Origin of the sequence: Paractinoplanes aksuensis (assembly GCF_024137025.1) — a bacterium.
GTDB classification, from domain to species: domain Bacteria; phylum Actinomycetota; class Actinomycetes; order Mycobacteriales; family Micromonosporaceae; genus Actinoplanes; species Actinoplanes aksuensis.
Genome location: NZ_JAMYJR010000032.1, coordinates 1 through 25,750, shown reverse-complemented (window position 1 = coordinate 25,750; position 25,750 = coordinate 1). Strand labels below are relative to the sequence as shown.

32 protein-coding genes and 1 riboswitch are annotated in these 25,750 nt (G+C 70.9%); of the genes, 19 read left to right on the top strand and 13 right to left on the bottom strand.

Going from position 1 to position 25,750, the window contains the following annotated elements:
* Nucleotides 1–204 precede the first annotated feature (204 nt).
* From M1L60_RS28965 to M1L60_RS28935, 7 genes are read right to left on the bottom strand one after another with little or no spacing between them, the layout of a single operon-like run.
* Nucleotides 205–1,014: an ABC transporter permease gene (locus M1L60_RS28965; protein WP_253240702.1), complete on the bottom strand. Its 810-nt coding sequence runs from the start codon at nt 1,012–1,014 to the stop codon at nt 205–207.
* 2 nt (nt 1,015–1,016) lie between these two features.
* Complete coding sequence (locus M1L60_RS28960; RefSeq protein ID WP_253240701.1) at nt 1,017–1,775, bottom strand: ABC transporter permease; 759 nt, start codon at nt 1,773–1,775, stop codon at nt 1,017–1,019.
* Nucleotides 1,775–2,698 carry an ABC transporter ATP-binding protein gene (locus M1L60_RS28955; protein ID WP_253240700.1) on the bottom strand — a complete coding sequence of 308 codons (924 nt, stop codon included), beginning with the start codon at nt 2,696–2,698 and terminating at the stop codon, nt 1,775–1,777. Before M1L60_RS28955 ends, M1L60_RS28960 begins: the two co-directional genes overlap by 1 nt.
* A 43-nt stretch (nt 2,699–2,741) precedes the next feature.
* The gene (locus M1L60_RS28950; RefSeq protein WP_253240699.1) at nt 2,742–3,272 is read right to left on the bottom strand and encodes a hypothetical protein; all 531 of its coding nucleotides are present in this window, start codon (nt 3,270–3,272) and stop codon (nt 2,742–2,744) included.
* The gene (gene dnaG, locus M1L60_RS28945) at nt 3,269–5,131 is read right to left on the bottom strand and encodes a DNA primase (RefSeq protein ID WP_253240698.1); all 1,863 of its coding nucleotides are present in this window, start codon (nt 5,129–5,131) and stop codon (nt 3,269–3,271) included. The genes M1L60_RS28950 and dnaG overlap by 4 nt, the downstream gene beginning before the upstream one ends.
* Nucleotides 5,132–5,142: 11 nt before the next feature.
* The gene (locus M1L60_RS28940) at nt 5,143–6,357 is read right to left on the bottom strand and encodes a deoxyguanosinetriphosphate triphosphohydrolase (protein WP_253240697.1); all 1,215 of its coding nucleotides are present in this window, start codon (nt 6,355–6,357) and stop codon (nt 5,143–5,145) included.
* A 29-nt stretch (nt 6,358–6,386) separates the two neighbouring features.
* Nucleotides 6,387–6,743 (bottom strand): VOC family protein, encoded by a 357-nt coding sequence (locus M1L60_RS28935; RefSeq protein WP_253240696.1) that lies wholly within the window; start codon nt 6,741–6,743, stop codon nt 6,387–6,389.
* Between the two features lie 280 nt (nt 6,744–7,023).
* Between M1L60_RS28935 and M1L60_RS28930 the strand changes: the two genes are divergently transcribed.
* From M1L60_RS28930 to M1L60_RS28900, 7 genes are all read left to right on the top strand, one after another.
* The gene (locus tag M1L60_RS28930) at nt 7,024–7,554 is read left to right on the top strand and encodes a DUF4388 domain-containing protein (protein ID WP_253240695.1); all 531 of its coding nucleotides are present in this window, start codon (nt 7,024–7,026) and stop codon (nt 7,552–7,554) included.
* Between the two features lie 124 nt (nt 7,555–7,678).
* Nucleotides 7,679–8,026: a roadblock/LC7 domain-containing protein gene (locus tag M1L60_RS28925; RefSeq protein WP_253240694.1), complete on the top strand. Its 348-nt coding sequence runs from the start codon at nt 7,679–7,681 to the stop codon at nt 8,024–8,026.
* A gap of 11 nt (nt 8,027–8,037) precedes the next feature.
* The gene (locus tag M1L60_RS28920; RefSeq protein WP_253240693.1) at nt 8,038–9,066 is read left to right on the top strand and encodes a DUF4388 domain-containing protein; all 1,029 of its coding nucleotides are present in this window, start codon (nt 8,038–8,040) and stop codon (nt 9,064–9,066) included.
* A 36-nt stretch (nt 9,067–9,102) separates the two neighbouring features.
* Entirely contained in the window at nt 9,103–9,591 is a 489-nt protein-coding gene (locus tag M1L60_RS28915; RefSeq protein WP_253240692.1) for a roadblock/LC7 domain-containing protein, read from the top strand.
* A gap of 64 nt (nt 9,592–9,655) precedes the next feature.
* Entirely contained in the window at nt 9,656–10,027 is a 372-nt protein-coding gene (locus M1L60_RS28910) for a hypothetical protein (RefSeq protein ID WP_221376489.1), read from the top strand.
* A 73-nt stretch (nt 10,028–10,100) separates the two neighbouring features.
* Entirely contained in the window at nt 10,101–11,177 is a 1,077-nt protein-coding gene (locus M1L60_RS28905; protein WP_253240691.1) for a DUF2786 domain-containing protein, read from the top strand.
* Nucleotides 11,178–11,234: 57 nt separating this feature from the next.
* Nucleotides 11,235–12,347, top strand: coding sequence for an MFS transporter (locus tag M1L60_RS28900; RefSeq protein WP_253240690.1), 1,113 nt, complete (start codon nt 11,235–11,237; stop codon nt 12,345–12,347).
* 136 nt (nt 12,348–12,483) lie between these two features.
* Here the strand turns inward: M1L60_RS28900 and dusB are convergent, their stop codons facing one another.
* Nucleotides 12,484–13,602: a tRNA dihydrouridine synthase DusB gene (gene dusB, locus M1L60_RS28895; protein ID WP_253240903.1), complete on the bottom strand. Its 1,119-nt coding sequence runs from the start codon at nt 13,600–13,602 to the stop codon at nt 12,484–12,486.
* A 55-nt stretch (nt 13,603–13,657) separates the two neighbouring features.
* On the opposite strand from dusB, the gene M1L60_RS28890 reads away from it, so the two are divergent.
* Together M1L60_RS28890 and M1L60_RS28885 are read left to right on the top strand one after the other, a co-directional pair.
* Nucleotides 13,658–14,125: a hypothetical protein gene (locus tag M1L60_RS28890; RefSeq protein ID WP_253240689.1), complete on the top strand. Its 468-nt coding sequence runs from the start codon at nt 13,658–13,660 to the stop codon at nt 14,123–14,125.
* Nucleotides 14,126–14,219: 94 nt separating this feature from the next.
* Complete coding sequence (locus M1L60_RS28885; RefSeq protein WP_253240688.1) at nt 14,220–14,654, top strand: XdhC family protein; 435 nt, start codon at nt 14,220–14,222, stop codon at nt 14,652–14,654.
* A gap of 6 nt (nt 14,655–14,660) precedes the next feature.
* Here the strand turns inward: M1L60_RS28885 and M1L60_RS28880 are convergent, their stop codons facing one another.
* The 3 genes from M1L60_RS28880 to M1L60_RS28870 all read right to left on the bottom strand — a co-directional run bounded on the left by M1L60_RS28880 (nt 14,661) and on the right by M1L60_RS28870 (nt 16,969).
* The gene (locus M1L60_RS28880) at nt 14,661–16,040 is read right to left on the bottom strand and encodes a glycine--tRNA ligase (protein WP_253240687.1); all 1,380 of its coding nucleotides are present in this window, start codon (nt 16,038–16,040) and stop codon (nt 14,661–14,663) included.
* Between the two features lie 72 nt (nt 16,041–16,112).
* A complete protein-coding gene (locus M1L60_RS28875) occupies nt 16,113–16,610 on the bottom strand; it encodes a hypothetical protein (protein ID WP_256517326.1) in 498 nt (165 codons plus the stop codon).
* Nucleotides 16,611–16,627: 17 nt separating this feature from the next.
* Nucleotides 16,628–16,969, bottom strand: coding sequence for an antibiotic biosynthesis monooxygenase family protein (locus tag M1L60_RS28870; protein ID WP_253240686.1), 342 nt, complete (start codon nt 16,967–16,969; stop codon nt 16,628–16,630).
* A gap of 23 nt (nt 16,970–16,992) precedes the next feature.
* Here M1L60_RS28870 and M1L60_RS28865 point away from each other — a divergent pair, with 23 nt between their 5' ends.
* Genes M1L60_RS28865 through M1L60_RS28835 form a run of 7 tightly spaced genes read left to right on the top strand, consistent with a single transcriptional unit; the run spans nt 16,993 to nt 21,225 of the window.
* On the top strand, nt 16,993–17,235 hold the full coding sequence (locus M1L60_RS28865; protein ID WP_253240685.1) for a DUF6703 family protein: 243 nt from the start codon (nt 16,993–16,995) through the stop codon (nt 17,233–17,235).
* A gap of 49 nt (nt 17,236–17,284) precedes the next feature.
* Complete coding sequence (locus M1L60_RS28860) at nt 17,285–18,190, top strand: metal ABC transporter substrate-binding protein (RefSeq protein ID WP_253240684.1); 906 nt, start codon at nt 17,285–17,287, stop codon at nt 18,188–18,190.
* Nucleotides 18,190–18,969 (top strand): metal ABC transporter ATP-binding protein, encoded by a 780-nt coding sequence (locus M1L60_RS28855; RefSeq protein WP_253240683.1) that lies wholly within the window; start codon nt 18,190–18,192, stop codon nt 18,967–18,969. Before M1L60_RS28860 ends, M1L60_RS28855 begins: the two co-directional genes overlap by 1 nt.
* 44 nt (nt 18,970–19,013) lie before the next feature.
* On the top strand, nt 19,014–19,883 hold the full coding sequence (locus tag M1L60_RS28850; protein ID WP_253240901.1) for a metal ABC transporter permease: 870 nt from the start codon (nt 19,014–19,016) through the stop codon (nt 19,881–19,883).
* A 6-nt stretch (nt 19,884–19,889) separates the two neighbouring features.
* Nucleotides 19,890–20,186, top strand: a complete 297-nt coding sequence (locus M1L60_RS28845; protein ID WP_221376500.1) for an ArsR/SmtB family transcription factor — start codon at nt 19,890–19,892, stop codon at nt 20,184–20,186.
* Nucleotides 20,183–20,590: a Fur family transcriptional regulator gene (locus M1L60_RS28840; protein WP_253240682.1), complete on the top strand. Its 408-nt coding sequence runs from the start codon at nt 20,183–20,185 to the stop codon at nt 20,588–20,590. Before M1L60_RS28845 ends, M1L60_RS28840 begins: the two co-directional genes overlap by 4 nt.
* 26 nt (nt 20,591–20,616) lie before the next feature.
* The gene (locus M1L60_RS28835; RefSeq protein WP_253240681.1) at nt 20,617–21,225 is read left to right on the top strand and encodes a hypothetical protein; all 609 of its coding nucleotides are present in this window, start codon (nt 20,617–20,619) and stop codon (nt 21,223–21,225) included.
* Here the strand turns inward: M1L60_RS28835 and M1L60_RS28830 are convergent.
* On the bottom strand, nt 21,191–21,739 hold the full coding sequence (locus M1L60_RS28830) for a DUF6328 family protein (protein WP_253240680.1): 549 nt from the start codon (nt 21,737–21,739) through the stop codon (nt 21,191–21,193). The genes M1L60_RS28835 and M1L60_RS28830 overlap by 35 nt on opposite strands.
* A gap of 31 nt (nt 21,740–21,770) precedes the next feature.
* Nucleotides 21,771–22,592: an alpha/beta fold hydrolase gene (locus tag M1L60_RS28825; protein WP_253240679.1), complete on the bottom strand. Its 822-nt coding sequence runs from the start codon at nt 22,590–22,592 to the stop codon at nt 21,771–21,773.
* An 80-nt stretch (nt 22,593–22,672) separates the two neighbouring features.
* Nucleotides 22,673–22,775: riboswitch (TPP riboswitch) on the top strand.
* 71 nt (nt 22,776–22,846) lie between these two features.
* Between M1L60_RS28825 and M1L60_RS28820 the strand changes: the two genes are divergently transcribed.
* The 3 genes from M1L60_RS28820 to M1L60_RS28810 are packed head-to-tail and all read left to right on the top strand — an operon-like array spanning nt 22,847 to nt 25,672.
* The gene (locus M1L60_RS28820) at nt 22,847–23,419 is read left to right on the top strand and encodes an ECF transporter S component (protein ID WP_253240678.1); all 573 of its coding nucleotides are present in this window, start codon (nt 22,847–22,849) and stop codon (nt 23,417–23,419) included.
* 19 nt (nt 23,420–23,438) lie between these two features.
* Nucleotides 23,439–24,875 (top strand): ABC transporter ATP-binding protein, encoded by a 1,437-nt coding sequence (locus M1L60_RS28815; RefSeq protein ID WP_253240677.1) that lies wholly within the window; start codon nt 23,439–23,441, stop codon nt 24,873–24,875.
* Nucleotides 24,872–25,672 (top strand): energy-coupling factor transporter transmembrane component T family protein, encoded by an 801-nt coding sequence (locus M1L60_RS28810; RefSeq protein ID WP_253240676.1) that lies wholly within the window; start codon nt 24,872–24,874, stop codon nt 25,670–25,672. Before M1L60_RS28815 ends, M1L60_RS28810 begins: the two co-directional genes overlap by 4 nt.
* The last annotated feature ends 78 nt before the right edge of the window (nt 25,673–25,750 follow it).

Below are 25,750 nucleotides of genomic sequence, written 5' to 3'. Positions count from 1 at the left end.
ATGCCCGCCACCAACCGCCCTTAACCACCTTCTGCTCGTTCGGGAACGCCGACGTTCTCGCCGACGGGGCAGCACAGAAGGGCGGGGCCAGCGCGAACGCTCCCCGCCCGACCCCGCGAAAAAGAAACGAGGCAGCGCTCGCCCGACCCCGACCGAGAGCGAGGACCTGGCCGGGACAGCTCGGGGTAGCCGGGCCGCGACCCGCTATTTCGTCAGCTGCTTGGCCATGCGGCGGCCGGCAACGGTAAGGCCCAGGGCCATCAGAGCCAGCAAGTAGGCCACGTCGAGCAGTTGCAACCAGCCCGTTGTGCCGGTGCTCAGCGCGCGAATCAGGTCGACCGAGCGGTACAGCGGCGTCACCTCGATCAGCCAGCGCACGACCTCGGGATAGGCGGTGGGCGGAACAAAAGTGCCGGAGAACAGGAACAGCGCGAACTGCCCGGCCGCGATGAGGTCGAAATCCTGCCAGCTGCGGATGATCGTGGTCACGGCCATGCCCAAAGCCCCGAAGGCCAGCCCGACCAGCAGCGTGGCCGGCAGCATGATCAGGGCCCGGGTCCAGGTGGTCAGGCCCATCAGCGTCATGATCACCACGAACGCGGCCGAGTAGATCACGCCGCGGGCCATCGCCCAGGCCAGCTCGCCCAGGGCGATCTCGATCGGGCGCACGGGCGTGGCCAGGATGCCCTCGTAGAGCCGGACGAACTTCATCTTGCCGAAGAAGTTGAACGTGGTCTCGGCCAGCGCGCCGGTCATGGCCGACGCCGCCAGCATGGCCGGCGCCACGAACTCGGCGTAGCCCACCACATCGCCCCCGGGCAGCGTGATGTCGCCGATCAGGGCGCCCACGCCGACGCCGATCGAGAACAGGTAGAGCACCGGCTCGAGGAAGCCGGACACCATGACCACCCAGTAGGCCGAGCGCAGCGTCGAGATGTTGCGCTCGGTGACCGAGGCCGCCCGCCGGCCCGTGCCCTCGAACGAGAGCAGGCGCGGCATCACCAGAGTCACCATGATCAGACCACCAGCCGGCGACGGAAACGGGCGTGGGCCAGCAGCCAGCCGGCGACGCACCAGGCCAGCAGCACGGCCACGTGGAGCAGGCCGATCAGCCCCGGGTCGAGGCCGAGCATCGCGTCGCGGCTCAGCTCGACCCCGTGCCACAGCGGGAACACGTAGGCCACCCAGCGCAGCAGCAGGGGCAGCGACTCAATCGGGAAGAACACCCCCGAGAACAGCGACATCGGCAGCACCGCGAACCGCATCAGGATGATCAGATAGCTGTCGCTCGTGATGCTGGCCGCGTACGCCATCGTGGGAGCGGCCGAGGCCAGGCCGACCAGCAGCGCCACGACCAGGGTCAGCGGCGCCCACCACGAGTGCAGCGTGCCGAAGGCGGCCGCCACGGCCAGGAACGCCGTCGCGGTGAGCAGCACCCGGAACAGCATGAAGGCGAGGTGGCCACCGATGATGTCGGCCACCCGCAGCGGCGCCGCGGCCTGCGCGAAATAGACCTTGAGCCACTCGAAGTAGCTGAGCACCGGCCAGGTGGCCTCGCCGAACGCCGCCTGCATGGCCGTCGAGGCGATCAGGCCGGGCACGATCCAGTCGATGTAGGGCACCCCGTCGATGCCGCCGCGCACGTAGGCCCCGACCCCGATGCCGAACCCCAGCAGCGTGAGCAGGGGCATGACCAGCGTCGAGAGCGCGCTCGAGCGCCAGGTGCGCCGATAGTTGACCAGGTGGTATTCCAGGACGGAGAGCGTGGCGGTCATCAGTCGACCAGCGTCCGGCCGGTGAGGTGCAGGAAAACGTCTTCCAGGCTGCTGCGGCGCACGAGCACGCCGGCCGGGCTGAGCGAGCGCCGGTTGACCTCGTCGGCCGCGCCGTCGCCGTCCTCGACGTAGAGCAGGATGCGGTCGGGCAGCACCTCGAGCCGGTCGCCGATCCCGGCCAGCTTGTCGGCGTAGGCCGCCTGGTCGTCGGTGTTGAAGCGCAGCTCGACCACCTCGCGGGTCGAATACCGCTCGATCAGCGAGCGCGGCGAGCCCTCGGCCACGATGCGGCCGCCGTCCATCACCACGAGCCGGTCGCAGAGCTGCTCGGCCTCGTCCATGTAGTGGGTGGTGAGCACCAGCGTCACACCCTGTTGCTTGAGCCGGAACAGCCGTTCCCACACCAGGTGGCGGGCCTGCGGGTCGAGGCCGGTGGTGGGCTCGTCGAGCAGCACCATCTCGGGCTGGTTGACCATCGCCCGGGCGATCGTGAGCCGCCGCTTCATGCCGCCCGAGAGCGGCTCGACCTTGCTGTCGGCCCGCTCGGTGAGCTGCACGAAGTCGAGCAGCTCGTCGGCCCGGCGGCGGGCCTCTTTGCGCGCGATGCCGAAGAAGCGCGCGTACGTGGTCAGGTTTTCCCGCACGGTCAGCTCGATGTCGAGGTTGTCGAGCTGGGGACAGACGCCGAGCTTGGCCCGGATGCGGGGGCCGTCGCGCCGCGGATCCAGGCCGAGGATCTCGAGCACGCCCTCGCTGGGCGGGGACACACACCCGATCATGCGCATGGTCGAGCTCTTGCCCGCGCCGTTGGGCCCGAGGAAGCCGAACGCCTCGCCCCGCTGCACATCGACGTCGATGCCGTCGACGGCGGTGAAGTCGCCGAAGCGCTTGATCAGACCACGAGCGTGGATGAGGGAGGTCACGCTCAAGACCCTAGAGAGGGGGTACGACAGAAACGACCGGAATTCAGTCCGGCGGCGCCATCGTCCCCTGCGCGGTGGCGACGAGCTGATCTGTCAGCTCGACCACGGCCGGCAGCTCGACCGGCGTGCCCGCGTCGTAGCGGACGGCCCAGGTGAGCCCGTTGCGCCCGGCCACCCGCCGCCCGACCACCCGTACCCCGCCCGCGCCGGACGCCAGCGGGTGGTGGGTCGTGTAGGCCACCGACTTCGTCACCCGGGTGCGCACCTGGTCGGGCAGCTCCCCCGGCTCGAGCAGCAGGAACGTCAGGATCGGGCCGTCCACGAAGACCGTGTAGGTCTCGCGTTCCTCAGCGATCTCGGCCGGGGTGATCCGCAGCTCGCGCCCCGACCAGGCCGCCTTGTGGATGTCGTGCCAGCCCAGGAACTGGGGCGAGCCGGGCAGCCACAGACCGTGGTTGGTCGCGACAACGGCCTTGTCCTCAGTGACCAGCGACCACGCCACCACCCGCTCCTCGGGCGAGAGCCGGGGCTTGAGCGCGGCCGGGAGGGACGGCTTCCGCCGAAGGAAGTTCACTCTCCACCTGCTGCCTGGTTACGCAGGGCACGGGCCTGCTGTTCGAGCGAGAATAGCTCGCCGGCGAGGGCGAGGTAGGCATCCTTGTTGGCCACCGGGTTCATCCGCTGCACCTTGGACTTCAGATCCCGGATCCGGGTCGTCACCGCACCCCATTGCAGGCGGGCCAGCGTCTTGCGGACGTAGACCGGGTCGGCCGCGCCGTCGATCCGCAGCGGCTCGACCGCCAGCGCCGAGATCAGGCCCTGCCCGGCCAGGTCGGTGCAGGTGTCGCGGACCTTCTCGATCCACACGACGCCGCCCGAGGACACCGAGGAGGCCCCGCCGGCGCCGTCGACCGCGACCCGGACGGCCTGGTAGACCGGGTCGGCGTAGTTCTCGGGGCCGACCACGTCGAACATCGGGCCGGCCAGCACCGGCTCCTGCAGGGCCAGCTTGAGCGCCTCGCGCTCGACCAGCCGCTGCGGGGCCTCGGCCACCGGCGCGGGCGGGCGCGCCGGCTGCTCCGATTCGGCGCCGCGCTGAGCGGCGGCGACGGCCCGCTGCACCGGCTCGAGGTCCATCCCGAGGTCACCGGCCAGCTTGCGCGCGTACTCGGGACGCTTCTCCCGGTCTTTGATCTTGGCGACGAGCGGGGCCGCCTTGCGCATGGCCTCGACGCGGCCCTCGACCGTGTCGAGATCGAAGCGCGCGATGGTGTGCCGCAACGCGAAGTCGACCAGCGGCTCGCGCCCGGCGATCATGTCGCGGACGGCCAGGTCGCCCCGGGCCAGCCGCAGCTCGCACGGGTCCATGTTGTCGGGGCTGACCGCGATGAACGTCCGCCCGACGAACCGCTGATCCTCCTCGAAGGCGCGCAGGGCGGCCTTCTGGCCGGCGGCGTCGCCGTCGAACGTGTAGATGATCTCGCCGGTGAAGCTGTCGCTGTCCATCAGCAGCCGCCGCAGCACGCCGATGTGGTCGATGCCGAACGCGGTGCCGCAGGTGGCCACGGCGGTCGGCTCACCCGCCTCGTGACAGGCCATCACGTCGGTGTAGCCCTCGACGATCACGGCCCGGCCGCGCTTGGCGATCTCGCGCTTGGCGTGGTCGATGCCATAGAGCACGTGCGACTTCTTGTAGAGCGGCGACTCGGGCGTGTTCAGGTATTTCGGGCCGTCGTCGTCGTCGAACAGCTTGCGCGCGCCGAAGCCGATCACGTCGCCCGACAGGTCGCGGATCGGCCACAGCAGCCGCCGCCGGAACCGGTCGATGATGGAGCCGGACCGGGCCGGTTTGGTCAGCCCGGCCGTGTTCAGCTCCTCGGCCGTGAAGCCCTTCTGCCGCAGGTGCTTGGCCAGCGCGTCCCACGAGTCGGGGGCGAACCCGCAGCCGTACTTCTCGGCCGCGTCGCGCCCGAAACCGCGCTCGGCCAGGAACTGACGGGCCTTGCGGGCGCCCGGCGTGCCGAGCTGGTCGCGATAGAAGTCGGTCGCCGCGACGTGCGCCGCCAGCAGCCGCTGCCGCTGCCCGGTCTGGGGTCGCGGCCCGCTCGGGGCGCCGGTCTCGTCGTACCGCAGCTGGATGCCGGCCCGCCCGGCCAGCCGCTCGATCGATTCCATGAACGACAGGTGCTCGGCGTCCATGAGGAACTTGATCGCGTCGCCACCAGCGCCGCAGCCGTGGCAGTAATAGACATTTCGGGCAGGGGCCACGGTGAACGACGGTGTCTTCTCGTCGTGAAAGGGGCACAGCCCCTTGAGGTTGCCGCCGCCCGCGGAGCGCAGCGTCACCGACTCACTGATGATGTCGGCGATCGACGTGCGGTCGCGGACGAGCGCGATGTCTTCATCCTTGACCCGTCCCGCCACGGCATACATCCTGCCTCGCGTCAGGGCCGGGCTGCCACCAGGGTCCGGTGCCAGTTCACGGCGGCCGTATCGGTGAGCGACGCCACCTGGTCGATCACCACCCGCAAGGCCTGGGCATCACTCTGCGCAGCCCTGAAGAGCGGGCTGAAAACCTGGTCAAGAGCGTCCGGAGTACGCAGGATGGCCTGCACCAGCTCGGTCAAGATCACCCGCTGCTCCTCGTACCACCCCTCGGCTGCTCTCGTCCGCATCACGTAGCGCAACGCCATCCCCTTGAGCAGCGCGCACTGATTACGCACAGTGCGCGGCACGATGAGGTCGGCGTCGTACCGCCGCACCGGATCCGTGCCGTACCGGCTCTGCGTCGCGCCGACCGCCGAGGCCACGAACCGGCCGGTCAGCACGCTGGTCATCCGTTTGAGGCCGACCTGGGCGGCGTAGCTGCCGTCGTAACCGGCGACCTCCGTCACGACGGGGTCGGCGAGCAACTGGTCGAGGGCCGCGGCCAGCTCGTCGACCGGCGCGTCGGAATAGGTGGCGGCGACGTCGGCACACAGCGCGGCCCGCTCGTCGGCGTCACTGAGCAGCGGCAACAGCTTGATGTACTCGCCGTGCACGCCGTCCTCGACGTCGTGCACCGAGTACGCCACGTCGTCGGCCCAGTCCATGACCTGGGCCTCCAGGCACCGCCGCTCGCCCTGCCCGGACGGCCGCACCCAGTCGAAGACGGGGCGGTCGTCGGCGTACACCCCGAACTTGCGCCGCCCGGGTGCGAGCGGCCACGGGTATTTGCAGCACGCGTCGAGCGAGGCCCGGGTCAGGTTGAGCCCGGCCCCGGGCACCTTGGCCTCGAGCCGGGTCAGTACCCGCAGCGTCTGGGCGTTGCCCTCGAACCCGCCGCACGACTCGGCGACCTGGTGCAGCGCGTGCTCGCCGTTGTGCCCGAACGGTGGGTGGCCGAGGTCGTGGGCCAGCCCGGCCACGTCGACCACGTCGGGGTCGCAGCCCAGGCGCTCGCCCATCTCGCGCGAGATCTGGGCCACCTCGAGGGAGTGGGTGAGCCTCGTCCGCAGGAAGTCGTCGGACCCGGCCGTGTGGACCTGGGTCTTGGCGGCGAGCCGGCGGAACCCGGCGGAGTGCAGCACCCGGGCCCGGTCGCGCTGGTAGGGCGTACGCCCGTAACCGCTGTCCTTCGCCGGCTCGGGGATCCAGCGCTGGGCCTCGAACGCCTGCATGCGATCAAGCCTAGGCGGCGACGGGCGGGCTATTCGCGCTTCGACGACAGGATGCAGAACTCGTTGCCCTCGGGGTCGGCCAGCACGACCCAGGGAACGTCGTCGCCCTGCCCGATGTCGGCGTGCCTCGCGCCCATGTCGAGCAGGCGCTCGACCTCGGCCTCCTGGTCGTCCGGGCGCAGGTCGATGTGCAGCCGGTTCTTGACCGTCTTGGCCTCGGCCGACACGCCGAAGAGCAGACCGGGGAGCTCGTCGCGGCTGCGGCGGATCTCCACCTCGTCGGGCTGCTCGTGCACGATCACGTAGCCGAGCGCCTCGGCCCACCAGCGGGCCAGTCGCGCGGGGTCCTCCGCGTCGACGACGATCTGCTCCCATTGGCTCGGCATACACGTTCCCTTCATCGAGAAGTGGCGATCATGTTACGCGCCTGTGTTGTGTCCCGCCGGTCACGTGGGTGCGAGGCGAGGTCCAGGTGGTGGCTGGCGTCGGCCGCAGGGCGGTCGCATACCGGGGTTGTATGTGGCCGTTCTGCGGACGCCGTCAGGCGCCGCCTGGGCCACGCCGCAGCCCCGCGTGACCGGCGGGACACAACACTCGATTGTGCCTTCCGGGAAACAGCGCACGGGGCGTCCGGCGACGGGTCTCGATGCCGCTGAGGATGACACCGTGATTCCAGGTTCACCGGCCACCGCGGGTCTGCGGCGCCAGCTGACCGAGTTGGGTGAGACCACGCGCACCGGCGCGCTGCATGTCGGCGGAAGTCCGGGCGGCGTCCTCTATCTGGTGGCCGGTCGCATCGCGTACGCCGAGACCCCGGCCAGCCCCGGCCTGGGCGACCGCCTCGTCGCGTCCGGGCGGATCGCCGCCGCCACCTGGCAGGCGCTGCTGGCCGAGGGCCGGGGCGCCCACCGGGTCGGCCGGCTGCTGCTGCGCGACGGCGCGATCGGCCGGAACGAGCTGGCCCTGCGCGTGGTGGCGGCGATCGCCGACGCGACCCACGAGCTGCTCCAGTCGGCCGAGGCGCCGGTCCGTTTCGTACCCGGGGAAAGGCACTGGCTCGGTCCGGTCGACGGCGGCGACCTGGGGGCGCCCGGTCATCTCACCGCCCGCCGTCTGCGCGTCGGCCCGGGTCGCAACGTGGCCCCGGCGGGACACGCGCCGCGGCCGCCGAACATGACGCACAGCGGGTGCGACTGACCCCCTTCCCCCGGCCGGAGGATGGCCCACGGTGACGGCTCGTACACGCCGGAACCGATCGAAGGGATGCACCGCAGCGCTGAGGAGAGATGTGCCCGGCGTCGACCACTGTCTACAGGAGGCCATGGCGATCCCTGGCGCTGTCGGCGCCAGCATCGTCGACTACACCACCGGTTTCCCGGTCGCCACGACCGGAGCCGCACCCAATTCCGACCACGAGGCCGCGGCGGCCGGCACGGCCGACGTGGTGCAGGCCGCGAACAGCCGCGCGCTGTACGTCTCGGCCCTGCCGCACGACCTGCTCGAAGACCTGATCATCACCACCGCCGGCGGCTATCACCTGCTCCGGATGGTGCAGACCGACTTCGACAGCCGGCTCGTGCTCTACGTCTGGCTCGACCGGGCGCAGGGGAACCTCGCGGTGGCCCGGCGCCGCATGCAGAAACTCGCCGACGAACTCGTAGCTTCCTGACGGGGATGGGAATGACCGTGACAGCCTCGAAGACCGTCTCACCGGGACGCCTGCTCACGCAGGTGGCCGGCGAACGGCAGACCGGCGTGCTGGTGGTCGGCGGCCACCCCGGCGGCGCGGTCTACGTCCTCGAGGGCCGGGTCATCTACGCCGAGTCGCCGGCCGCGCCCGGTGTCGGCGAGCTGCTCACGGCGTCCGGCCGGCTGGCCGGGCGCACCTGGCAGAACGCGCTCGACCTGGGCACCTCGACGGCCCGGGTCGGCCGGCTGCTGGTCGAGCAGGGCCACCTGACCCAGGGCGAGCTGGAGCTGTGCGTGCTGGGCGCGATCTACGACGCGGCCTACTTCGCGCTCTCCCCCGCCTCGGCCTCGGTGGACTTCCTGACCGGGGCCACGCACTGGCTGGGCCCGGTCGTGCATGTCGACCCGGCCGCGATCAACCGCGAGGTGAGCCGCCGGGTGGGCCTGCTCGACGAGATCTTCCCGGACGCGCGGGTCGACACGGCGCCGGTCGCCGCGGTCACCCGGCCGCCGCGCGAGCGGGTCACGCTGACCTCGCTGCAGTGGGAGCTGCTGGTGCACGCGGACGGCCAGCGCACCCCGGCCGACCTGGCCCTGCTGCTGGGCCGGGCCGGCTACGCCACGATCCAGGAGCTGCGCCGGATGGCGGCTCTGGGCCTGCTCGAACTGCCCGAGGTACGCACGGAGGCGCTCGAGTTCGTGCGGCTCCCCCGGGCCCGGGGCACCGCCGCGGACGTGCAGCGCCCGGTCGTACGGCCGGACGAGGCCCCGACCGTTCCCGTGGTGGCCGGCGTCCGGGCGTCCGCGCCGGTCCCCGATCCACCGCCCGACCCGCCACGGCACTCGCTGGTCGAGGAGTCCGGAGCCAACCAGCTGGTCTACCGGCCGCCCCGGCTGGCCCGTCGCAAACCTGGGGCCAAGCTGCCCAAGGAGGTCGCCGGCGAGCCCCCGCCGGCGCATCAGGGCACCGACGAAGTCCTGCTCAAGCGCATCCGCACCGCACTGAGAGCGTTGCGGTGACCCGCGCACCCCCGCATGAGAAGGAGTGAGGCCCCGATGACGGTGGATCCGGCGGTGCTCGACGAGCTCGACCGCCTGCGAGGACGGCTGCACGAACTCTCCGGCAGCGTGCTGGCCACCACCGACGGGCTGGTGGTCGCGCACGACGCGCACGGCATCGAACCGGACAGCATCGCCGCGCTGGCCGCCGCCCATCTCGCGCTGGCCCGCCGCTTCGCGCACGCCGTCAGCCACGGCGACCTGCGCGAGTCGGTGGTCGAGTGCGACCGCGGCTACATCACCTCGTACACCGCGGGCCCGAACGCCCTGCTCACCCTGGTCACCACCGGCGACGCGAACCTGGCCATGGTGCATCTGGAAGCACGCCGGTGCGTACGCCGGCTCGTAAGGATCTTGAAGTTGGAGAACAAACCCCTGGTCCGGCCGGAGATCCCGCAACAGGCGGGCCCGCCGAGCCCTCTCGCCCGGCGCACGCCGATGGCCACCCTGTCGACCAATGCCCGCCGTCGACAGGCCGCGGGCTGAGCCCGCACGTCTCGAACGGTCCGCCGAATGCGGACCGCCATCCCACCGCAACGGAGGAAATTCCATGGCCGACATGGACACCGCACTCAAAGAGATCATGGAAATCGACGGCGCCGTCGGCGTCGCCCTGGTCGACCACACGAGCGGCATGGCCCTCGGCACCGTCGGTGGCGGCAAGGAGCTCGATCTGACGGTCGCCGCGGCCGGCAACACCGATGTGGTGCGGGCCAAGCTGCGGGCGATGGAGATGCTCAACATCACCGAGAAGATCGAGGACATCCTCATCACCCTGGACAGCCAGTACCACCTGATCCGGCCCCTGACCAGCCGGGCCGGGAAGGGGCTGTTCCTCTATGTGGCGCTGCGCCGCGACCGGTCGAACCTGGCCATGGCCCGCCACCAGCTCAAGCGCATCGAGAACGACATGGACGTCTGATCCTCGCCCCGCGCGAAGAGAGGTGGGGAGGGCCACGTTGGCCCTCCCCACCTGCGTTATCTACTGTTTGGCTGTGTCTGTGGCCGAGATCCTGCGCGACGTCGTGAGCGGCGCGATCGGGTACGAGGCCGGTCTCGACGCGCTGACCGTGGCGCCCGCGGCCGAGGTCGACGCGGCGCTGGGCGGGGCCCTGCGGGATGCGCTGGAGAGGCTGTTCAAGGGTGGCTGGCAGCCGGCCGAGCTGCACCGGGTGGTGGCCCGGCTCGGCGATCCCGTGAAGGCCGGGCTGGTCGCGTCGGGCGCGGCGGCGTACGCGTCGCGGTTCTCCGATGTTGATCCTCGCTGGCTCGCGCAGCTGACTGCCCCGCCGACCCGCAGACCGGACCGGATCACGCTGCTGGATTCGTCGCTCGGGCTCTTGACCGAATTGCGACGTCTTCCGGTTGTTGAGGTGTTGATTCCACCGCCCGGGTCCATTCCTGTTATTCGGACAAATCCTTCGGGTGACCGCGCGCTCGATCGGGTGCGGGCCCTGCTGGCCAAGGCCGAGTCGACCGACTTCCCGGCCGAGGCCGAGGCGTACTCGGCCAAGGCGCAGGAGCTGATCGCCCGGCACAGCATCGAAGAGGCGCTGACCAGCGTCAACCGGGCCGAGGTGGTGCCCTTCGCGCGGCGGATCGGGGTCGACCACCCGTACGAGAGCGAGAAGGCGAGCCTGCTCGACGCGGTGGCCCGGGCCAACCACTGCCACACGGTGTGGTCGCCCGAGCTGGGCTTCTCGACGCTGTTCGGCTTCGACGCCGACATCGACGGGGTCGAGTTGCTCTACACGTCGCTGCTCGTGCAGGCCAACCGGGCGATGGCCCGCGACGAGCCGGCCAAGGGCAAGGCCAGGATCAAGGCCTTCCGGCGCAGCTTCCTGGTGGCGTACGCGGCCCGCATCGGGGAGCGGCTGGCCGCGGCGACCCGGCACGAGATCGCCGCCCAGCCCGGTGACCTGCTGCCGGTCCTGCGCAATCGCGACCTCCAGGTCCGCGAGGCAATGCAAAAGTCCTTCCCGCGTACGGTGCGGTCGCGCGGCAGCCGGGTCGACAGCCTCGAGGGCTGGGAGTCCGGCCGGGCCGCCGCCGACGAGGCAAAACTCGGTTGACCGGTGCGGCAGACTGGGAGCATGTCGCCTCCACGCTGATCCTGGACCTTCTATGCGGTGCGTGCCTGTTCCGAGGCCGTTCCGCTGTACCCGGTGTACGCGCTGCTGTTCGCCGACACCGGCCTTTCCACTGCTCAGGTGTCGTCGCTGTTCGCGATCTGGTCGGTGGTGGCGTTCGCCGCCGAGGTCCCGTCCGGCGCGCTGGCCGACGCCTGGTCGCGCCGGCGGCTGTACGCGCTCGGTGAGCTGCTGACGGCGGTCGGCTTCGCCCTGTGGATCCTGTGGCCGTCGTACCCCGGCTTCATGCTCGGCTTCGTGCTGTGGGGCCTCGGCGGGTCGTTCGCGTCGGGCTCCCTCGAAGCCCTGGTCTACGACGAGCTGGAGGCCGAGGACCGGGCCGACGACTACGCCCGCATCGCCGGCCGCGCCAACACTCTTGCGATTCTGGCCATGCTCGCAGCCACGCTGATCGCCGTCCCCGCCTGGCAGTGGGGTCGCTACGCCCTGGTCGGCGCCCTGAGCGTCGCCGTCAAGGTGGTCGGCGCGGCGCTCGCGCTCCGCCTGCCTTCGTCGGCCGCCGATCCCTCCGGCTCCGCCGGCTCGCCTGACTCCGCAGACTCTCCTGACGGAGGCTCGTACTGGACGCTGCTTCGGGCCGGCGTGGGCGAGGCCGTCGGCTCCAGCCGAACCGGCCTGGCCGTGCTGGTCGCGGCCCTGATCCCCGGCTTCACCGCGCTCGACGAGTACCTGCCGCTGCTGTCCCGCGACGCCGGCGCGGCGACCGAGGCCGTGCCGCTGTTCTACGCCGTGACGGCCCTCGCGATGGCGGCCGGCAGCGCCCTCGCCGCCCGCAGCTTCCCCCTGGCGGTGGTGCTTCCGGCCGCCGCGGCACTGATGGCCGGCGGCGCGCTCGTGCCCCACCTGGCCGGCATGGTCGCGGTGTCGGCGGCGTTCGGCCTGCTCGAGTACTCGATCATCCGCTCCGAGACCCGGCTGCAAGAGACGATCACCGGGCCCGCCCGCAGCACGGTGCTCTCGGTGGCCGGCTTCGGCGGCGAGGTCTTCGCGGTCGCCCTCTACGCGGCCTTCGCCCTGCCGCTGGACCTGCCGCTGCTGTTCGCCCTGTGCGCCGCACCCTTGCTGTTCACAGCCCTGCTCACCCGCCGTTGATCTTGCTTGGCGGCGGCCTCCATCCCAAGCCCCCACCCGCCTCAGGGGATCGGTGGGGAGACTATGCGATGTCAAGTCTGGCGGTGCAGGTTGTCCACAGGGCGCGATGGTTCGCCGAGCGGTCGTCCACAGGGGGTCAGCCGCCGCTGTTCTCCATTTCGGCGCCTTCGGGGACGGTGTCGTCGTCGCGGCTGTCGAGCCAGCCGTGGGGCAGCGTGACCTTGCCCGGGGCGTTGATGCGGCCGCGCGGCTTGCCCAGTTCTTCGACCGGGAAGGGCACGCCCGGGTCGAGCTTGCCCAGCAGATCGTCCAGCTCGGCCAGCGACGAGATCATCGCGAGCCGGCGCCGCAGCTCGCCGCCGATCGGGAAGCCCTTCAGATACCAGGCGACGTGCTTGCGGAAGTCGGCGCACCCGTGCTTCTCGTCGCCCAGCGCGTCGACCAGCAACTCCGCGTGCCGCGACATGATCTTCGAGACCTCGCCGAGCACCGGCAGCACCGGCTTGTAGTCGGCGCCCTGCGTGAACGCGGCCTCCAGGTCGGCGAACAGCCACGGGCGGCCCAGGCACCCCCGGCCGACGACCACGCCGTCGACCCCGGTGTGCTCGACCATGCGCAGCGCGTCCGAGCCCTCCCAGATGTCGCCGTTGCCCAGCACCGGCACGTCCAGGGCCTGCTTGAGCGTGGCGATCGCGTCCCAGTCGGCCAGGCCCGAGTACCGCTGCTCGGCGGTGCGCGCGTGCAACGCCACCGCGGCCACTCCCGCCTCCTGGGCGGCCAGACCGGCGTCCACGTACGTCAGGTGGTCGTCGTCGATGCCCTTGCGCATCTTGATGGTCAGCGGGATGCCGTAGGGGCGCGCCGCCTCGACCGCCTGCCGGACGAGCCGCCCGAACAGCTTGCGCCGCCACGGCAGGGCCGAACCTCCGCCGCGCCGGGTCACCTTGGGCACCGGGCAGCCGAAGTTGAGGTCGATGTGGTCGGCCAACCCGTCCTCGCCGACCATCCGTACGGCCGCCGCCGTCACATCCGGGTCGACCCCGTACAGCTGGAGGCTGCGGAACTTCTCGTCCTCGGCGAACGCGATCATCTTGAGCGTCTTGGGGATCCGCTCGACCAGCGCCCGCGTCGTGATCATCTCGCACACGTAGACACCGCCGCCCTGCTCACGACAGAGACGCCGGAAGGCCACGTTCGTGATGCCCGCCATCGGGGCGAGCACGACAGGCGGGTTCACGGCGTGATCGCCGAGCATGAGCGGTGCAGTCACGCCGTCCAGGATAGTTGCCCCATCTCCGTAGGCTTGGGGCATGGAGGCTCGCAAGCTCAGCGTCTGGAAGAGCAGCTATCTGGTGACCGACCGTGGCCGCGAGATCGCCACGTGGGACAAGTCGACCTGGAAGAGCGGCGGCGAGTTCACGCTCGAGGGCCGGCGCTTCAAGGTCCGCTCGAACGGCTGGGGCAACAAATACACGATGACCGACGATTCGGACGCGGTGGTCGCCTCGGCCGAGCGGGTGGGCCGCAAACGCTGGACCGTGTCGGCGGCCGGCCAGACCTACAACTTCCGCCGCAAGTCCTTCTGGGCCAGCGAAGAGGAACTCGTCCTGGGCGACACGCGGGTGGGCAGTGTCCGCAAGACCAGCTGGTGGGGCGGCACCGTCGACGTCGAGCTCCCCGGCCTGACTCCAGCCCTGCAGCTCTTCGTCCTCGGCGTGGTCCTCAGCAAGTGGGACGCGGAAGCCGCCGCAGCCGCCTCTTCCGGCGGCGGAGGCTAGAACGGGAGCTACGGCTCGAAGTCGAATCTGGCAGAGTCGCAGGAATGAGTGATGCGGACGCGGCTCGGCGGCTGGTTGTGGTTTCGAGTCGCCGGTGGCTGAGGCGATCCTGCGGCTGACGCCGGAGCTGGGCTTTCAGACTGTGCTGGTGGAGCCGGACGCGACCAGGCTCAGTGGGACGCCCCGGCCGCGCGGTGACCGCCTCGTGCACGATCTGGCGGCCGCGAACCTCGACGGGAACACCGATGTCGTGCTCACCGACCACGACCGGGCGGAGATCGGGGTCGTACTGAAGGAAGCTCTTGCCGCCGAGACCCGGTACGTCGGGATCATGGGGAATCCCAAGAAGCAAGGGCCGCACGTGGCGGCCCTTTGCTCTCTGGGTGTGTCCGATGAGCAGATCGGCCGGGTGCACCGGCCGATCGGGCTCAACATCCGGGCCCGGACCCCGGCCGAGATCGCCGTGGCGACCCTGGCCGGGCTCATCGCCGACCGGAACGACCGGCCGGGCGGGTTCGACTTCGACTAGCGGACCTCAGCAGCCGGGCAGGCGCTTGATCAGGTAGTCCTCGATCTGGGACAGGGCGACCCGCTCCTGCTTCATGGTGTCGCGGTCGCGGACAGTCACCGCGTCGTCGGTCAGGGTGTCGAAGTCGACGGTGACGCAGAACGGGGTGCCGATCTCGTCCTGGCGGCGGTAGCGCCGGCCGATGGCCTGGGAGTCGTCGAACTCGACGATCCAGCGCTTGCGCAGGTCGGCCGCGAGCCCCTTGGCCTTGGGCGACAGCTCCGGGTTGCGCGAGAGCGGCAGCACCGCCACCTTGATCGGGGCCAGCCGCGGGTCGAACCGCATGACCGTGCGCTTGTCGACGCCGCCCTTGGTGTTCGGGGCCTCGTCCTCGTCGTACGCCTCGAGCAGGAAGGCCAGCACGGCCCGGGTGAGGCCGGCCGCCGGCTCGATCACGTACGGCGTCCAGCGCTCCTGCTTCTCCTGGTCGAAGAACGACAGGTCGACACCGGAGTGCTTGGAGTGCGTGGACAGGTCGTAATCGGTGCGGTTGGCGATGCCTTCGAGCTCGGCGAACTCGGTGCCACCGAACCGGAACCGGTATTCGATGTCGACCGTGCGGGTCGAGTAGAACGAGCGCTTCTCGGCCGGGTGCTCGTAGAAGCGCAGGTTGCTCTCGGCCAGGCCGAGGTCGCGGTACCAGTTCCACCGCTCCTGGAGCCAGTATTCGTGCCACTTCTCGTCGGTGCCGGGCTCGACGAAGAACTCCATCTCCATCTGCTCGAACTCGCGCGTACGGAAGATGAAGTTGCCCGGGGTGATCTCGTTGCGGAAGCTCTTGCCGATCTGGGCGATGCCGAACGGCGGCTTCTTGCGAGCCGCGGTGGCCACGTTGTTGTAGTTGACGAAGATGCCCTGGGCCGTCTCGGGCCGCAGGTAGTGCAGGCCGTCGGCGCTCTCGGTCGGGCCCAGGTAGGTCTTCATCAGGCCGTTGAAGTTCTTCGGCTCGGTGAAGGTGCCCTTGTTGCCGCAGTTGGGGCAGTTGAGCTCTTGCAGCGAGGCGGGCGGCGAGCCGTGCTTCTCTTCCCACGCCTCTTCGAGGTGGTCGGCCCGGAAACGCTTGTGACACGACTGGCACTCGGTCAGCGGGTCGGTGAACGCCTCGATGTGGCCGGAGGCGGCCCACACGTCACGCGCGAGGATGACGGCGGAGTCGAGTCCGACGATGTCGTCGCGCTGCTGGACCATCGTGCGCCACCACTGGCGGCGGACGTTCTCCTTCAGCTCCACGCCCAGCGGACCGTAGTCCCAGGCCGAGCGGGTTCCTCCGTAGATCTCGCTGGAGGGGAAGACGAAGCCGCGGCGCTTGGCCAGGCTGACGACGGAGTCGATACGGTCGGCGGGCATGTTCCTCCTACGCCGGCTGGGTGTCGGCGGGGACCAGAGAGCTGGGACTAAGGATCAGGACAAACAGCGAGATTACTCCCCGAGCTCGCACACCTCGAACGCGCCCGTGGACGTGTTCTGGTCGAGCGAGGCCTCCAACTGTTCGCGCTGCCCGTCCTCGTACGTGGCGTCGACCGGCACGGTGAGAGTGTTCATGTTGAATGTGCCCAGCTGCCAGTCGGTGATCCGTTGCTCACCCTCGATGCGGGTGCGGAACTCGGACGCCGACTCGGCCCGCTTGGCCTGGCCGCACAACTGGTCGTACGCGTCGTCGTAGAGCTTGGCCTTCAGCGCGTCGAGGTAGTCGTCGACGGCCACGTGGGCCTGCTCGTCGAGCGCGCCCTGGACGGAGGTGCCGAGCCCGATCAGCGCGGCCACGCCGCCGCCGCAGACGAGCACCAGCACACCGGCGCCGATGCCCAGGCCCCAGCCGAGGCGCTTGCCCTTGCCCTCGACGGGCGGGGCCGGGAACGGCGGCTGGACACCTGGCCCGGGCGGCGGGGCAGGGATGTGCGGCGGCGCCGTCGTCATGACGCCAACAGTAGTCGTCAGCGCCAGGGATCGGCGGCCCGGTCGCTCTCGGCGACCTCGACCGCGCCGCCCGGGGAGGCGCTGGCCAGGGTCTCGTACGCGGACGGCTCGTCGATCGACCGGGCCAGCAGCGGGGTGGCGTGCACCTTGACGTCGAAGGCGCCCAGGGCCCGCCGGTAGGCTCCGACGGACTCCCACTCGGTGAGCAGGGTCCACGCGGCCGGGTCCTCGAGCGCGCGGGTCAGCCGGCCGGAGAGGTAGCCCCGGCACGCGGCGAGGGCGGCCAGCGCGGCGTGGGCCTGGGTGACGAAGCCGTCCTGGGCGCCGTCCGGCACGGCGAAGCGATTGAGCACGAGCATATGACGAGAGTACGGAGCGGCCGATGACACCCATGGAACGCCTGTCCAAGGTGAGCCCGACCAAGGCGTTCATCGTCGCGCTGGTGGTGATGCTGGCCGGCCTGTTCCTGCCCGGCATCGTGGGCGCCGCCCTGCTGGCCGTGCTCGCGGTGAGCCTGGGCGCGCTCACCTTCACCACCTGGCCGGTGCAGAACATGTCGACCCGGGTGCTCCGCCTGCTGATCCTGGCGCTGCTCATCTCCGTGATCGTGGCGAAGGCGCTCTAGACATATGCGGTTTTGACAATCATTATCATTCTCGGAGACAGTGGTTGCTATGCGCCGCCGTCTGCTTCCCGCCCTGCTCGTTTCCGCTGCCCTCGCCGGCTGCGGCGGTCAGACCGCGGCGGCCGACGGGAAGTTCGAGATCGTCACGGCGTTCTATCCGCTGCAGTTCCTCAGCGAGCGGATCGGAGGCGACGTGGTCAGCGTCACGAACCTCACCAAGCCCGGCGCCGAGCCGCACGACATCGAGCTCACCCCGCGCCAGGTCGGTGACGTCGCCGAGGCCGAGCTCGCGGTCTACATCAAGGGCTTCCAGCCGGCCGTCGACGAGGCGATCGCCCAGGAGGCCGCAGACAGCTCGTTCGACGCCGCCTCGGTCGTGACCCTGCTGCCCGCCGGCGGCGAGGACGACCACGGCCACGAGCACGAAGAGGCCGAGCACGGCGAGGACCCGCACGTCTGGCTCGACCCCGTCCGTTTCTCGACCATCGCCGAGAAGTTGGGCGAGCGCCTGGCCGAGGCCGACCCCGAGCACGCGGCGGGCTATCGCGAGCGGGCCACCGCTCTCGCAAAAGAGCTGGGCACGCTGAACACCGAGTTCACCGACGGCCTCAAGACCTGCGAGCGCCACGAGCTGGTGACCAGCCACACGGCCTTCGCCTATCTCGCGAGCCGCTACGACCTGCACCAGGTGGGTATCAGTGGCATCGACCCCGAGGCCGAGCCCTCGCCGCAGCGGCTGGCCGCGGTGGCCAAGGAGGCCCGGGAGACCGGCACCACCACGATCTTCTTCGAGACCTTGGTCAGCCCGGCCGTGGCCGAGACCATCGCGCGGGAGGTCGGCGCGAGGACGGCCGTCCTCGATCCGCTGGAGGGGCTCGTGGACAACAAGGGTGACTACCTCGGTGTCATGCGGCAGAACCTGACCGCGCTGACCGCCGGATTGGGGTGTTCGTGATGACTGTCGTGTCGGTCAGCCACGCCGCGGTCGGCTACGACGGCCGCGAGATCCTGCACGACGTCTCGTTCGAGGTCGGCGCGGGCGAGGTCGTGGCGATCCTCGGGGCCAACGGCTCCGGAAAATCCACCCTCATCCGTACGATCCTCGGCCTCACCCCGCTGACCCGGGGCGAGATCGATCTGTTCGGCACGCCGCGTCGCAAGTTCAAGGACTGGGCCCGCATCGGGTACGTGCCGCAGCGGCTGGGCGCGGGCAGCGGTGTGCCGGCCACGGTCGGCGAGGTCGTGGCGTCCGGCCGGCTGGCCCGGGGCGGCATCTTCCGGCTGCCCCGGACGGCCGACAAGACCGCGGTGCGCGACGCGCTGACCGCCGTCGGCCTGCTGGACCGGATCAACGACCCGGTGACGACGTTGTCGGGTGGCCAGCAGCAGCGGACGCTCATCGCCCGCGCCCTGGCCGGTAAGCCCGACCTGCTCGTGCTCGACGAGCCCACGGCCGGGGTGGACGCGGCCAGCCAGGAGGCCTTCGCGGCCGCGCTGGGCCGGTTCCAGTCCACCGGCGGCTCGATCCTGCTGGTCGCGCACGAGCTCGGCCCGCTGCGGCCGCTGATCGACCGGGCCGTCGTCGTGCACGAGGGCCGCATCGCGCACGTGGGCCCGCCGCCCGAGCCGGCCGGTCACCACGCCGAGCCCGACCACGACCACGTGCACCCGCACGCGGTGCCGCAGCCGACCGGCATCTGCGTAGCCCCCACCGACCGGATCGCGGCGAATTAGGCCCTTCCAACCACCCCACCGCCGCCCAAGAAAGGAGTAAACCAATCGATCTTTTTCAGTACGACTTCATGATGCGGGCCCTGATGGGCGCCCTGATCATCGGTCTGGCCGCGCCCGCGCTCGGCATCTACCTGGTGCAACGCCGGCTGTCGCTGATCGGCGACGGCATCGGCCACGTCGCGCTGACCGGCGTCGGCGTGGGTCTGCTGCTCAACCAGTCCCCCGTGCTCAGCGCGGTCATCGTGGCCGCGATCGGCGCGGTCGGGGTCGAACTGATCCGCGAGCGCGGCCGCACCTCGGGCGACCTGGCCCTGGCCCTTCTCTTCTACGGCGGTATCGCCGGTGGCGTGGTGCTGGTCGCGCTGTCCGACGACGCCAACAGCAACAGCCTCGTGCAATACCTGTTCGGCTCGCTGATCACCACGTCGCCCGAGGACATCGCGGTGATCGCGGTGCTCGGGGCGGCGGTGCTGATCGCCATGGTGGCGTTCCGCCCGGCGCTGTTCGCGGTCTGCAACGACGAGGAGTATGCCCGGGTCAGTGGCCTGCCGGTGCGCGCGCTCAACATCGTGATGGCCGTGACCACGGCCGTGACGGTGACCATCGCCATGCGTACGGTGGGGTTGTTGCTGGTCTCGGCCCTGATGGTCATCCCGGTCGCCGCCGCCCAGCAGGTCACCCGCGGTTTCCGCACCACCATGGCCGCGGCGATGGTGATCGGGCTGGTCGCGGCGGGCGCCGGCGTGGTCGTCTCGGCCGAGGCCGACACCCCGCCCGGCGCCACCACGGTGATCCTGGCCCTGGCCGTCTTCGTCGCCATCACGATCGGCGCCGCCGGTTGGCGGATCGTGCGGCGACGCTCCCACCCGCCGCACGAGGTGGAGCCGCCCGATGTCGTACTGCAGAAAGTCTGAGGCCTGATGACGAGCGGTTACGAGGCGTACGAGTCCGCCGGTGAGCTGCTGCGGGCCCTGTCCGCGCCGATCCGGGTCGCTATTGTGGCCGAGCTGGGCGCCGGTGAGCGCTGCGTGCACGAGCTGGTCGAGAAGCTCGGGGCGCCGCAGCCGCTGGTCTCGCAGCATCTGCGGGTGCTGCGCGGCGCCGGGGTGGTGCGGGGTGCACGACGTGGCCGGGAGATCGCATACTCGCTGGTGGACGATCACGTCGCGCACATCGTCGCCGACGCTGTCAGTCACGCGAGGGAGGTCCGATCGTGAGCACCGAACAGAACGTCGCGCAGCGCAACACCAAGCAGCGCACCGCGGTGAGCGCCGTGCTGGCCGAGGCCGAGGGCTTCTACAGTGCGCAAGAGCTGCACGCCCGGCTGCGGGAACGCGGTGAGCGGGTGGGCCTGACCACGGTCTACCGCACGCTGCAGGGGCTGGCCGACGCGGGCGAGATCGACGTCATGCGCCCGCCCGGCGGCGAGCATCTCTACCGGCGGTGCAGCCAGGGCCACCACCACCATCTGGTCTGCCGGGACTGCGGCAGCGCGGTCGAGGTGGAGGGCCCGGCCGTCGAGTCGTGGGCCGACAAGGTGGCCAACAAGCACGGCTACGTCGACGTCTCGCACACGTTGGAGATCTTCGGAACCTGCCCGGACTGCGCCGCTAAGCGTTAGTTCGCTCCACGTGGGACGCTGTCGGCGTGAAGCTCTACGCCGACCGGGTACCCAAGGCCGTACGCCAGCTCCTCACCGACATCCTCGTCGTTCTCTGGGTCTACGCGTGGATCCGGGCCGGCCTGTGGGTCAACGACATGGTCGAGAAACTCGGCGTGCCGGGCGCGAGACTCGAGAGCGCCGGCGGCGGCATAGCCGACAACCTGAGCGACGCCGGCAGCAAGGTCGGCGGGGTGCCGCTCGTCGGTGACCAACTCGTCCGGCCGTTCGAGGGGGCCGCCTCGGCCGCCCGCTCACTGGCCGAAGCAGGCCGCCAGACCCAGGACGTCGTCGACACGATGGCCTGGGTGGTCGCGGTCATCGCCGTGGCGGTCCCCCTGGCCCTGGTGCTCTTCGGCTGGCTTCCGCTGCGGCTGCGCTGGATGCGCCGGGCCGCGGTGGCTTCAGCCGTACGCGACGCGCCCGCCGGCCGCGACCTGCTGGCCCTGCGCGCGCTGGCCTCCCAGCCGCTGAACCGCCTGGCCCAGCTCGGCCCGGACATCGCGCAGAGCTGGCGCAACGGCGACGCCGAGGCGGTCGACGCGCTGGCCGAGCTAGAGCTCAGGAGACTCGGTCTGCGGTCTCGCCGGCCTTGACGTCGGTGCCGCTGACCCGCTCGTCCTCCTCCTCGTCGTCATCGTCGATCCAGTTGCGCCGGAAGAACGGCACCGCGGCCCAGAAGGTCAGGAAGAAGAGGGCGGCCAGTCCGGTGAAGACGAACGCGATCGGCCGGGCCAGGATGAAGTCGGTGACCAGCAGGACCGCGCTGACCATGGAGACGAGCAGGAAGAACAGGCCCCCGGTGGCCATCGCGTGGGCGTAGCGCACCAGTTCGGGCTTGCGGCCCTGACGGAACAACGCCCGGTGGAAGGCGACGGGCGCGATGATCATGGCGGTGGCGCCGGCCGCGGCCAGCAGCGCCACCACGTAGACGTCCTTCTGGAACTGGGTCACTTCGGTGAAGCGGTTGCTGAACGGCAGCGTCAGCAGGAAGGCGAAGAGGATCTGGATGCCGGTCTGCGCGACCCGCAGCTCCTGCAGCAGGTCGGCGAAGTTACGGTCCCAGCGCTGTTTCTCAGTTTCGTGCTTGCCACGCACCTCGTCTGACATGACGCTGCCGATTCCCCAAAGTGAACAGGAATCAAACTCGGCCGATACGGCGGAGTGCCGCCTCGGCCAGGGCAGTGGCTGCCTGCTCCGGGACCCAGTGGCTGATACCGCGCATAGCGACCATCTCGTAGTCGGAGTCGACCCAGTCCCGCGTACGCAGCGCGGCCGTCAGCGAGACCACGCCGTCCTTGTCGCTCCAGACGTAGGTGGTCGGCACCTGGATGACGCCGGGTGTGTCGGGCGAACTGCCGGTGGTCGCGCGGTACCAGTTCAGGCCGGCCGTGAGCCGGGCCGGGTCGTGCAGCATCGACTCGACGTACTGGTCGCCGCGCGCGCCGATCGGCTTGAACATTCCTCGCAGCACGGCGCCGTTCCGGGCCAGCAGCAGGCGCTCGGCCTGGCGGGACTGGAAGACCTTGAAGTACGCCATCCGGGCCCGCTGGGACGCGCGCGTGCGCAGGGCCAGGCCGAGTGCCTTGGGGTGCGGCACCGAGACGGCGGTCAGGGTGCGCACCCGGTCGGGGTGGTGCGAGGCCAGCCACCAGCCGACGATCGCGCCCCAGTCGTGCCCGATGACGTGGGCCGACTCCACCCCGAGGGCGTCCAGCACGGCCACCGCGTCGGCGGTCGGCTCGCTCAGGTGGTAGGCGCCGACCCCGGCCGGGCGGGCGCCGGGTGAGGTGCCGCGCTGATCCAGGGCGTACGTCCTGAGGCCGGCCGCGTGCAGTTTCGGCGCTAACAGATCGAATTCGCGATGGTCCTGTGGAAAGCCGTGGAGGAGGAGCACGGGATCGCCGTCGGCGGGCCCACCCTCGTACACGTCGAAGGTCAGCCCACGCGCCTCGATCTCCATGTGATCACTCCCTCGCTGTTGCGTTACCCCTGGCAGTGTTAGTTTCATCGAAACACAGCACCACAGCACCACAGCACGTCAGCATCCGACAGGGGAGCGCACAGCGCTGAGAGTGCGGGCCACCGCAGACCCTCGCACCTGATCTGGGTAATGCCAGCGCAGGAAGTTCGGTCTTTTCTCCAGCCGCGCCGTGCCCGGGTTCCGGCCCGGTCATGGCGTGCGTCTCCTCCCGGTACAAACTGGGAGGTTCCATCATGAACAACCGCTGGCGGACGATAGACATCGTCATCGCCTCGATCATCGCCGTGGCCTTCGGCGTGATCTTCTGGGCCTGGGGCCTGCTCTGGAACGGCCCCGCCGACGCCATCCCGCTGCCCGGCCGGGCCGTGCTCTACGGCGTCTGGCTGGTGCCGGCCGTGCTCGGCGCGCTGATCGTCCGCAAGCCGGGCGCGGCGTTCTTCACCCTCTCGCTGGCCTCGCTCGTCTCGGTGGCGATCGGCGTCAGCTGGGGCTGGACGATCGTCATCCAGGGCCCGCTCGAGGCGCTGGGGGCCGAGCTGATCTTCGCGCTGTTCGCCTACAAGGTCTACCGGCTGCCGGTGGCCCTGCTGGCGGGCGCGACGGCCGGCGTCGTGGCCGCGGTCTACGACGCCTTCGTCTGGTACGGCGGCACGTCGTGGGCCACCATGCGGATTCCCTACATCCTCATCACCGGGGTGTCGGCCCTGGTCATCGCCGGGCTGGGCAGCGTGCTGCTGACCCGCGCGCTGGCCCAGACCGGCGTGCTCGACCGTTTCCCGGCCGGTCGGTCGCGCGCGCTCGTCTGATTTGGTTCGATTGGCAGATATGAGTGAGGTCGTCCTCCGCGGATTCGGCTGGCGCCATGCCGGCCGGCGCGCCTGGGCCGTCCGCGACGTCGACCTGCACATCGCGCACGGCGAGCGGGTGCTCCTGCTCGGCCCGTCCGGGGCCGGCAAGAGCACCCTGCTCGCTGCGCTGGCCGGGCTGCTCCCGGAAGACTCGGGTGAGGCCGCGGGCACCATCGAGATCGACGGGCTCGACCCGCTCGAGGCCCGCCACCAGGCGGGCATCGTCTTCCAGGATCCGCAGACCCAGCTGGTGATGGCCCGCAGCGGGGACGACGTGGCGTTCGGGCTCGAGAACCGCGGGGTGCCGGCGGCACAGATCTGGCCCTGGGTCAGCGACGCGCTCGACCGGGTCGGCTTCCCCTACCCGATCACCCGCTCCACGGCCGCGCTCTCCGGCGGCGAGGCCCAGCGGCTGGCCCTGGCCGGAGTGCTGGCGCTGCGACCGGGGCTGCTGTTGCTCGACGAGCCGACGGCCAACCTCGACCCGGCCGGGGCCGAGCTGATCCGCGAGTCCCTGGCCGCGCTCGCTCAGCAGACGATGATCCTGGTCGAGCACCGGGTGGCCGAGGCGCTGCCCCTGGTCGACCGGGTGGTGGTGCTCGAGGCGGGCGGCGGGATCCGGGCCGACGGCGCACCCGAGATGGTCTTCGCGGCGTACGGCGACCGGCTGGCCGACGAGGGTGTCTGGGTGCCCGGCTTCACGATCCCGCCGCTCAAGTCGGCCCGGCCCGCCGGCCCCGAGCTCGTACGGGCATCGGACGTTGCCGTGCGACAGCGGCTGGCCCCGGCGTCGCTGTCCGTGGGGGCAGGTGAGGTGCTGGCCGTGACCGGCCCCAACGGCGCCGGGAAGTCGACGCTGGCCCTCGTGCTGGGTGGCCTGCTCGCCCCGACCGGCGGCCAGGTGCGCGGCTTCGGCGACGAGCGCCCGCCGCACCGGTGGCGGGCGGCCACCCTGACCGGCCGGATCGGCTCGGTCTTCCAGAACCCGGAACACCAGTTCGTCACCGCCCGCGTCGCCGACGAGCTCGCGGTGGGCCCGCGCCGGCTGGGCCGGCCGACGGCCGAGGTGACCCGGATCGTCGACGACCTGCTCGACCGGCTGCGCCTGAGCAAACTGGCCGGGGCCAACCCGTACACCCTCTCCGGGGGCGAGGCCCGCCGGCTGAGCGTAGCCACCGCGCTGGCCACGGCGCCGCGGCTGCTGGTGCTCGACGAGCCCACGTTCGGCCAGGACAGGCGCACCTGGATCGAGCTGGTCACCCTGCTGGCCACGCTGCGCGACGACGGCCACGGCATCATCGCGGTCACCCACGACGACGACTTCGTGCAGACCGTGGCCGACCGCACCCATCCGCTGGGGACCGCCCGCCTGCACGCCCCCCTCCCCCACCGTCGCCCCGGCGGCCGCCCGTGACCCTCGCCCTGCAGCCGATCGCCGACCCGTCGGCCCCGCTGGCCCGCCGCAACCCGGTGGCCAAACTGGCGGCGGCGCTGCTCTTCTCGCTGCCGCTGATCTCGACGCTCGACCCGCTGACCCCCGCGATCGCGCTGGCCGTCGAACTGGCCGTCGTCCCGCTGTTCGGCGTGCGCTGGTCCACCCTGGTCAAGCGGGCCTGGCCGCTGCTGATCGGCGCGTTCGGCCTGTTGGTGACGATGGTGCTGTTCGCCGCCGAACGCACCGGCCCGCTGCTGCTCGACCTGGGCCCGTTCGACGTCACCACCGGCGTGCTGATGGCCGCGCTGGGCCTGATCCTGCGCCTGTTCGCGGTGGCCGTGCCCGGCGTGCTGGTCTTCGCCACCACCGACCCGACCGACCTGGCCGACGCCCTGGTGCAGAACGCCAAGGCCCCGGCCCGCTTCGCGATCGGCGCGCTGGCCGCCTTCCGCCTGCTGCCCTTGCTGGGCGCCGAATGGCAGATGCTGACGCTGGCCCGCCGAGCCCGCGGCATCGACGCCGGCCGCAACCCGATCGCCGTGCTGCGCCTGTTCGTCTCGACCGCCTTCGCCCTGCTGGTCGGCGCCCTGCGCCGCGGCGGCCGCCTCGCGGTAGCCATGGACGCCCGCGGCTTCGACTCGGGCCTCCCCCGCACGTACGCCCGCAAACAGGTCTTCCGCACGGCCGACACCGCCCTCGTCATTGCCGCGGTGGCTCTCTCGGCGGCGACGCTGGGCTGCACGATCGCCCTCGGACTGTTCCGCCCGATCATCTGAGCTTCGCGTTTAACATCGGTTTCGTCGTTTTGGGGTCTTGACGTTGGTCTTCTTGATCGCTGGATGGCGTTGGGCGGG

Bases quoted from the DNA above. Each gene is read 5' to 3' on its own strand.
- M1L60_RS28910 (WP_221376489.1), top strand. From the start codon at position 9,656: ATGGCCGACATGGACACCGCACTCAAAGAGATCATGGAAATCGACGGC.
- M1L60_RS28880 (WP_253240687.1), bottom strand. From the start codon at position 16,040: ATGCCCGCCGACCGTATCGACTCCGTCGTCAGCCTGGCCAAGCGCCGC.
- M1L60_RS28960 (WP_253240701.1), bottom strand. From the start codon at position 1,775: ATGACCGCCACGCTCTCCGTCCTGGAATACCACCTGGTCAACTATCGG.
- M1L60_RS28825 (WP_253240679.1), bottom strand. From the start codon at position 22,592: ATGGAGATCGAGGCGCGTGGGCTGACCTTCGACGTGTACGAGGGTGGG.
- M1L60_RS28865 (WP_253240685.1), top strand. From the start codon at position 16,993: ATGACACCCATGGAACGCCTGTCCAAGGTGAGCCCGACCAAGGCGTTC.
- M1L60_RS28940 (WP_253240697.1), bottom strand. From the start codon at position 6,357: ATGCAGGCGTTCGAGGCCCAGCGCTGGATCCCCGAGCCGGCGAAGGAC.
- M1L60_RS28830 (WP_253240680.1), bottom strand. From the start codon at position 21,739: ATGTCAGACGAGGTGCGTGGCAAGCACGAAACTGAGAAACAGCGCTGG.
- M1L60_RS28935 (WP_253240696.1), bottom strand. From the start codon at position 6,743: ATGCCGAGCCAATGGGAGCAGATCGTCGTCGACGCGGAGGACCCCGCG.
- M1L60_RS28890 (WP_253240689.1), top strand. From the start codon at position 13,658: ATGGAGGCTCGCAAGCTCAGCGTCTGGAAGAGCAGCTATCTGGTGACC.
- M1L60_RS28920 (WP_253240693.1), top strand. From the start codon at position 8,038: ATGACCGTGACAGCCTCGAAGACCGTCTCACCGGGACGCCTGCTCACG.
- M1L60_RS28875 (WP_256517326.1), bottom strand. From the start codon at position 16,610: ATGACGACGGCGCCGCCGCACATCCCTGCCCCGCCGCCCGGGCCAGGT.
- M1L60_RS28925 (WP_253240694.1), top strand. From the start codon at position 7,679: ATGGCGATCCCTGGCGCTGTCGGCGCCAGCATCGTCGACTACACCACC.
- M1L60_RS28815 (WP_253240677.1), top strand. From the start codon at position 23,439: ATGAGTGAGGTCGTCCTCCGCGGATTCGGCTGGCGCCATGCCGGCCGG.
- M1L60_RS28870 (WP_253240686.1), bottom strand. From the start codon at position 16,969: ATGCTCGTGCTCAATCGCTTCGCCGTGCCGGACGGCGCCCAGGACGGC.
- M1L60_RS28820 (WP_253240678.1), top strand. From the start codon at position 22,847: ATGAACAACCGCTGGCGGACGATAGACATCGTCATCGCCTCGATCATC.
- M1L60_RS28845 (WP_221376500.1), top strand. From the start codon at position 19,890: ATGACGAGCGGTTACGAGGCGTACGAGTCCGCCGGTGAGCTGCTGCGG.
- M1L60_RS28965 (WP_253240702.1), bottom strand. From the start codon at position 1,014: ATGGTGACTCTGGTGATGCCGCGCCTGCTCTCGTTCGAGGGCACGGGC.
- M1L60_RS28855 (WP_253240683.1), top strand. From the start codon at position 18,190: ATGACTGTCGTGTCGGTCAGCCACGCCGCGGTCGGCTACGACGGCCGC.
- dnaG (WP_253240698.1), bottom strand. From the start codon at position 5,131: ATGTATGCCGTGGCGGGACGGGTCAAGGATGAAGACATCGCGCTCGTC.
- M1L60_RS28915 (WP_253240692.1), top strand. From the start codon at position 9,103: ATGACGGTGGATCCGGCGGTGCTCGACGAGCTCGACCGCCTGCGAGGA.
- M1L60_RS28860 (WP_253240684.1), top strand. From the start codon at position 17,285: ATGCGCCGCCGTCTGCTTCCCGCCCTGCTCGTTTCCGCTGCCCTCGCC.
- dusB (WP_253240903.1), bottom strand. From the start codon at position 13,602: ATGCTCGGCGATCACGCCGTGAACCCGCCTGTCGTGCTCGCCCCGATG.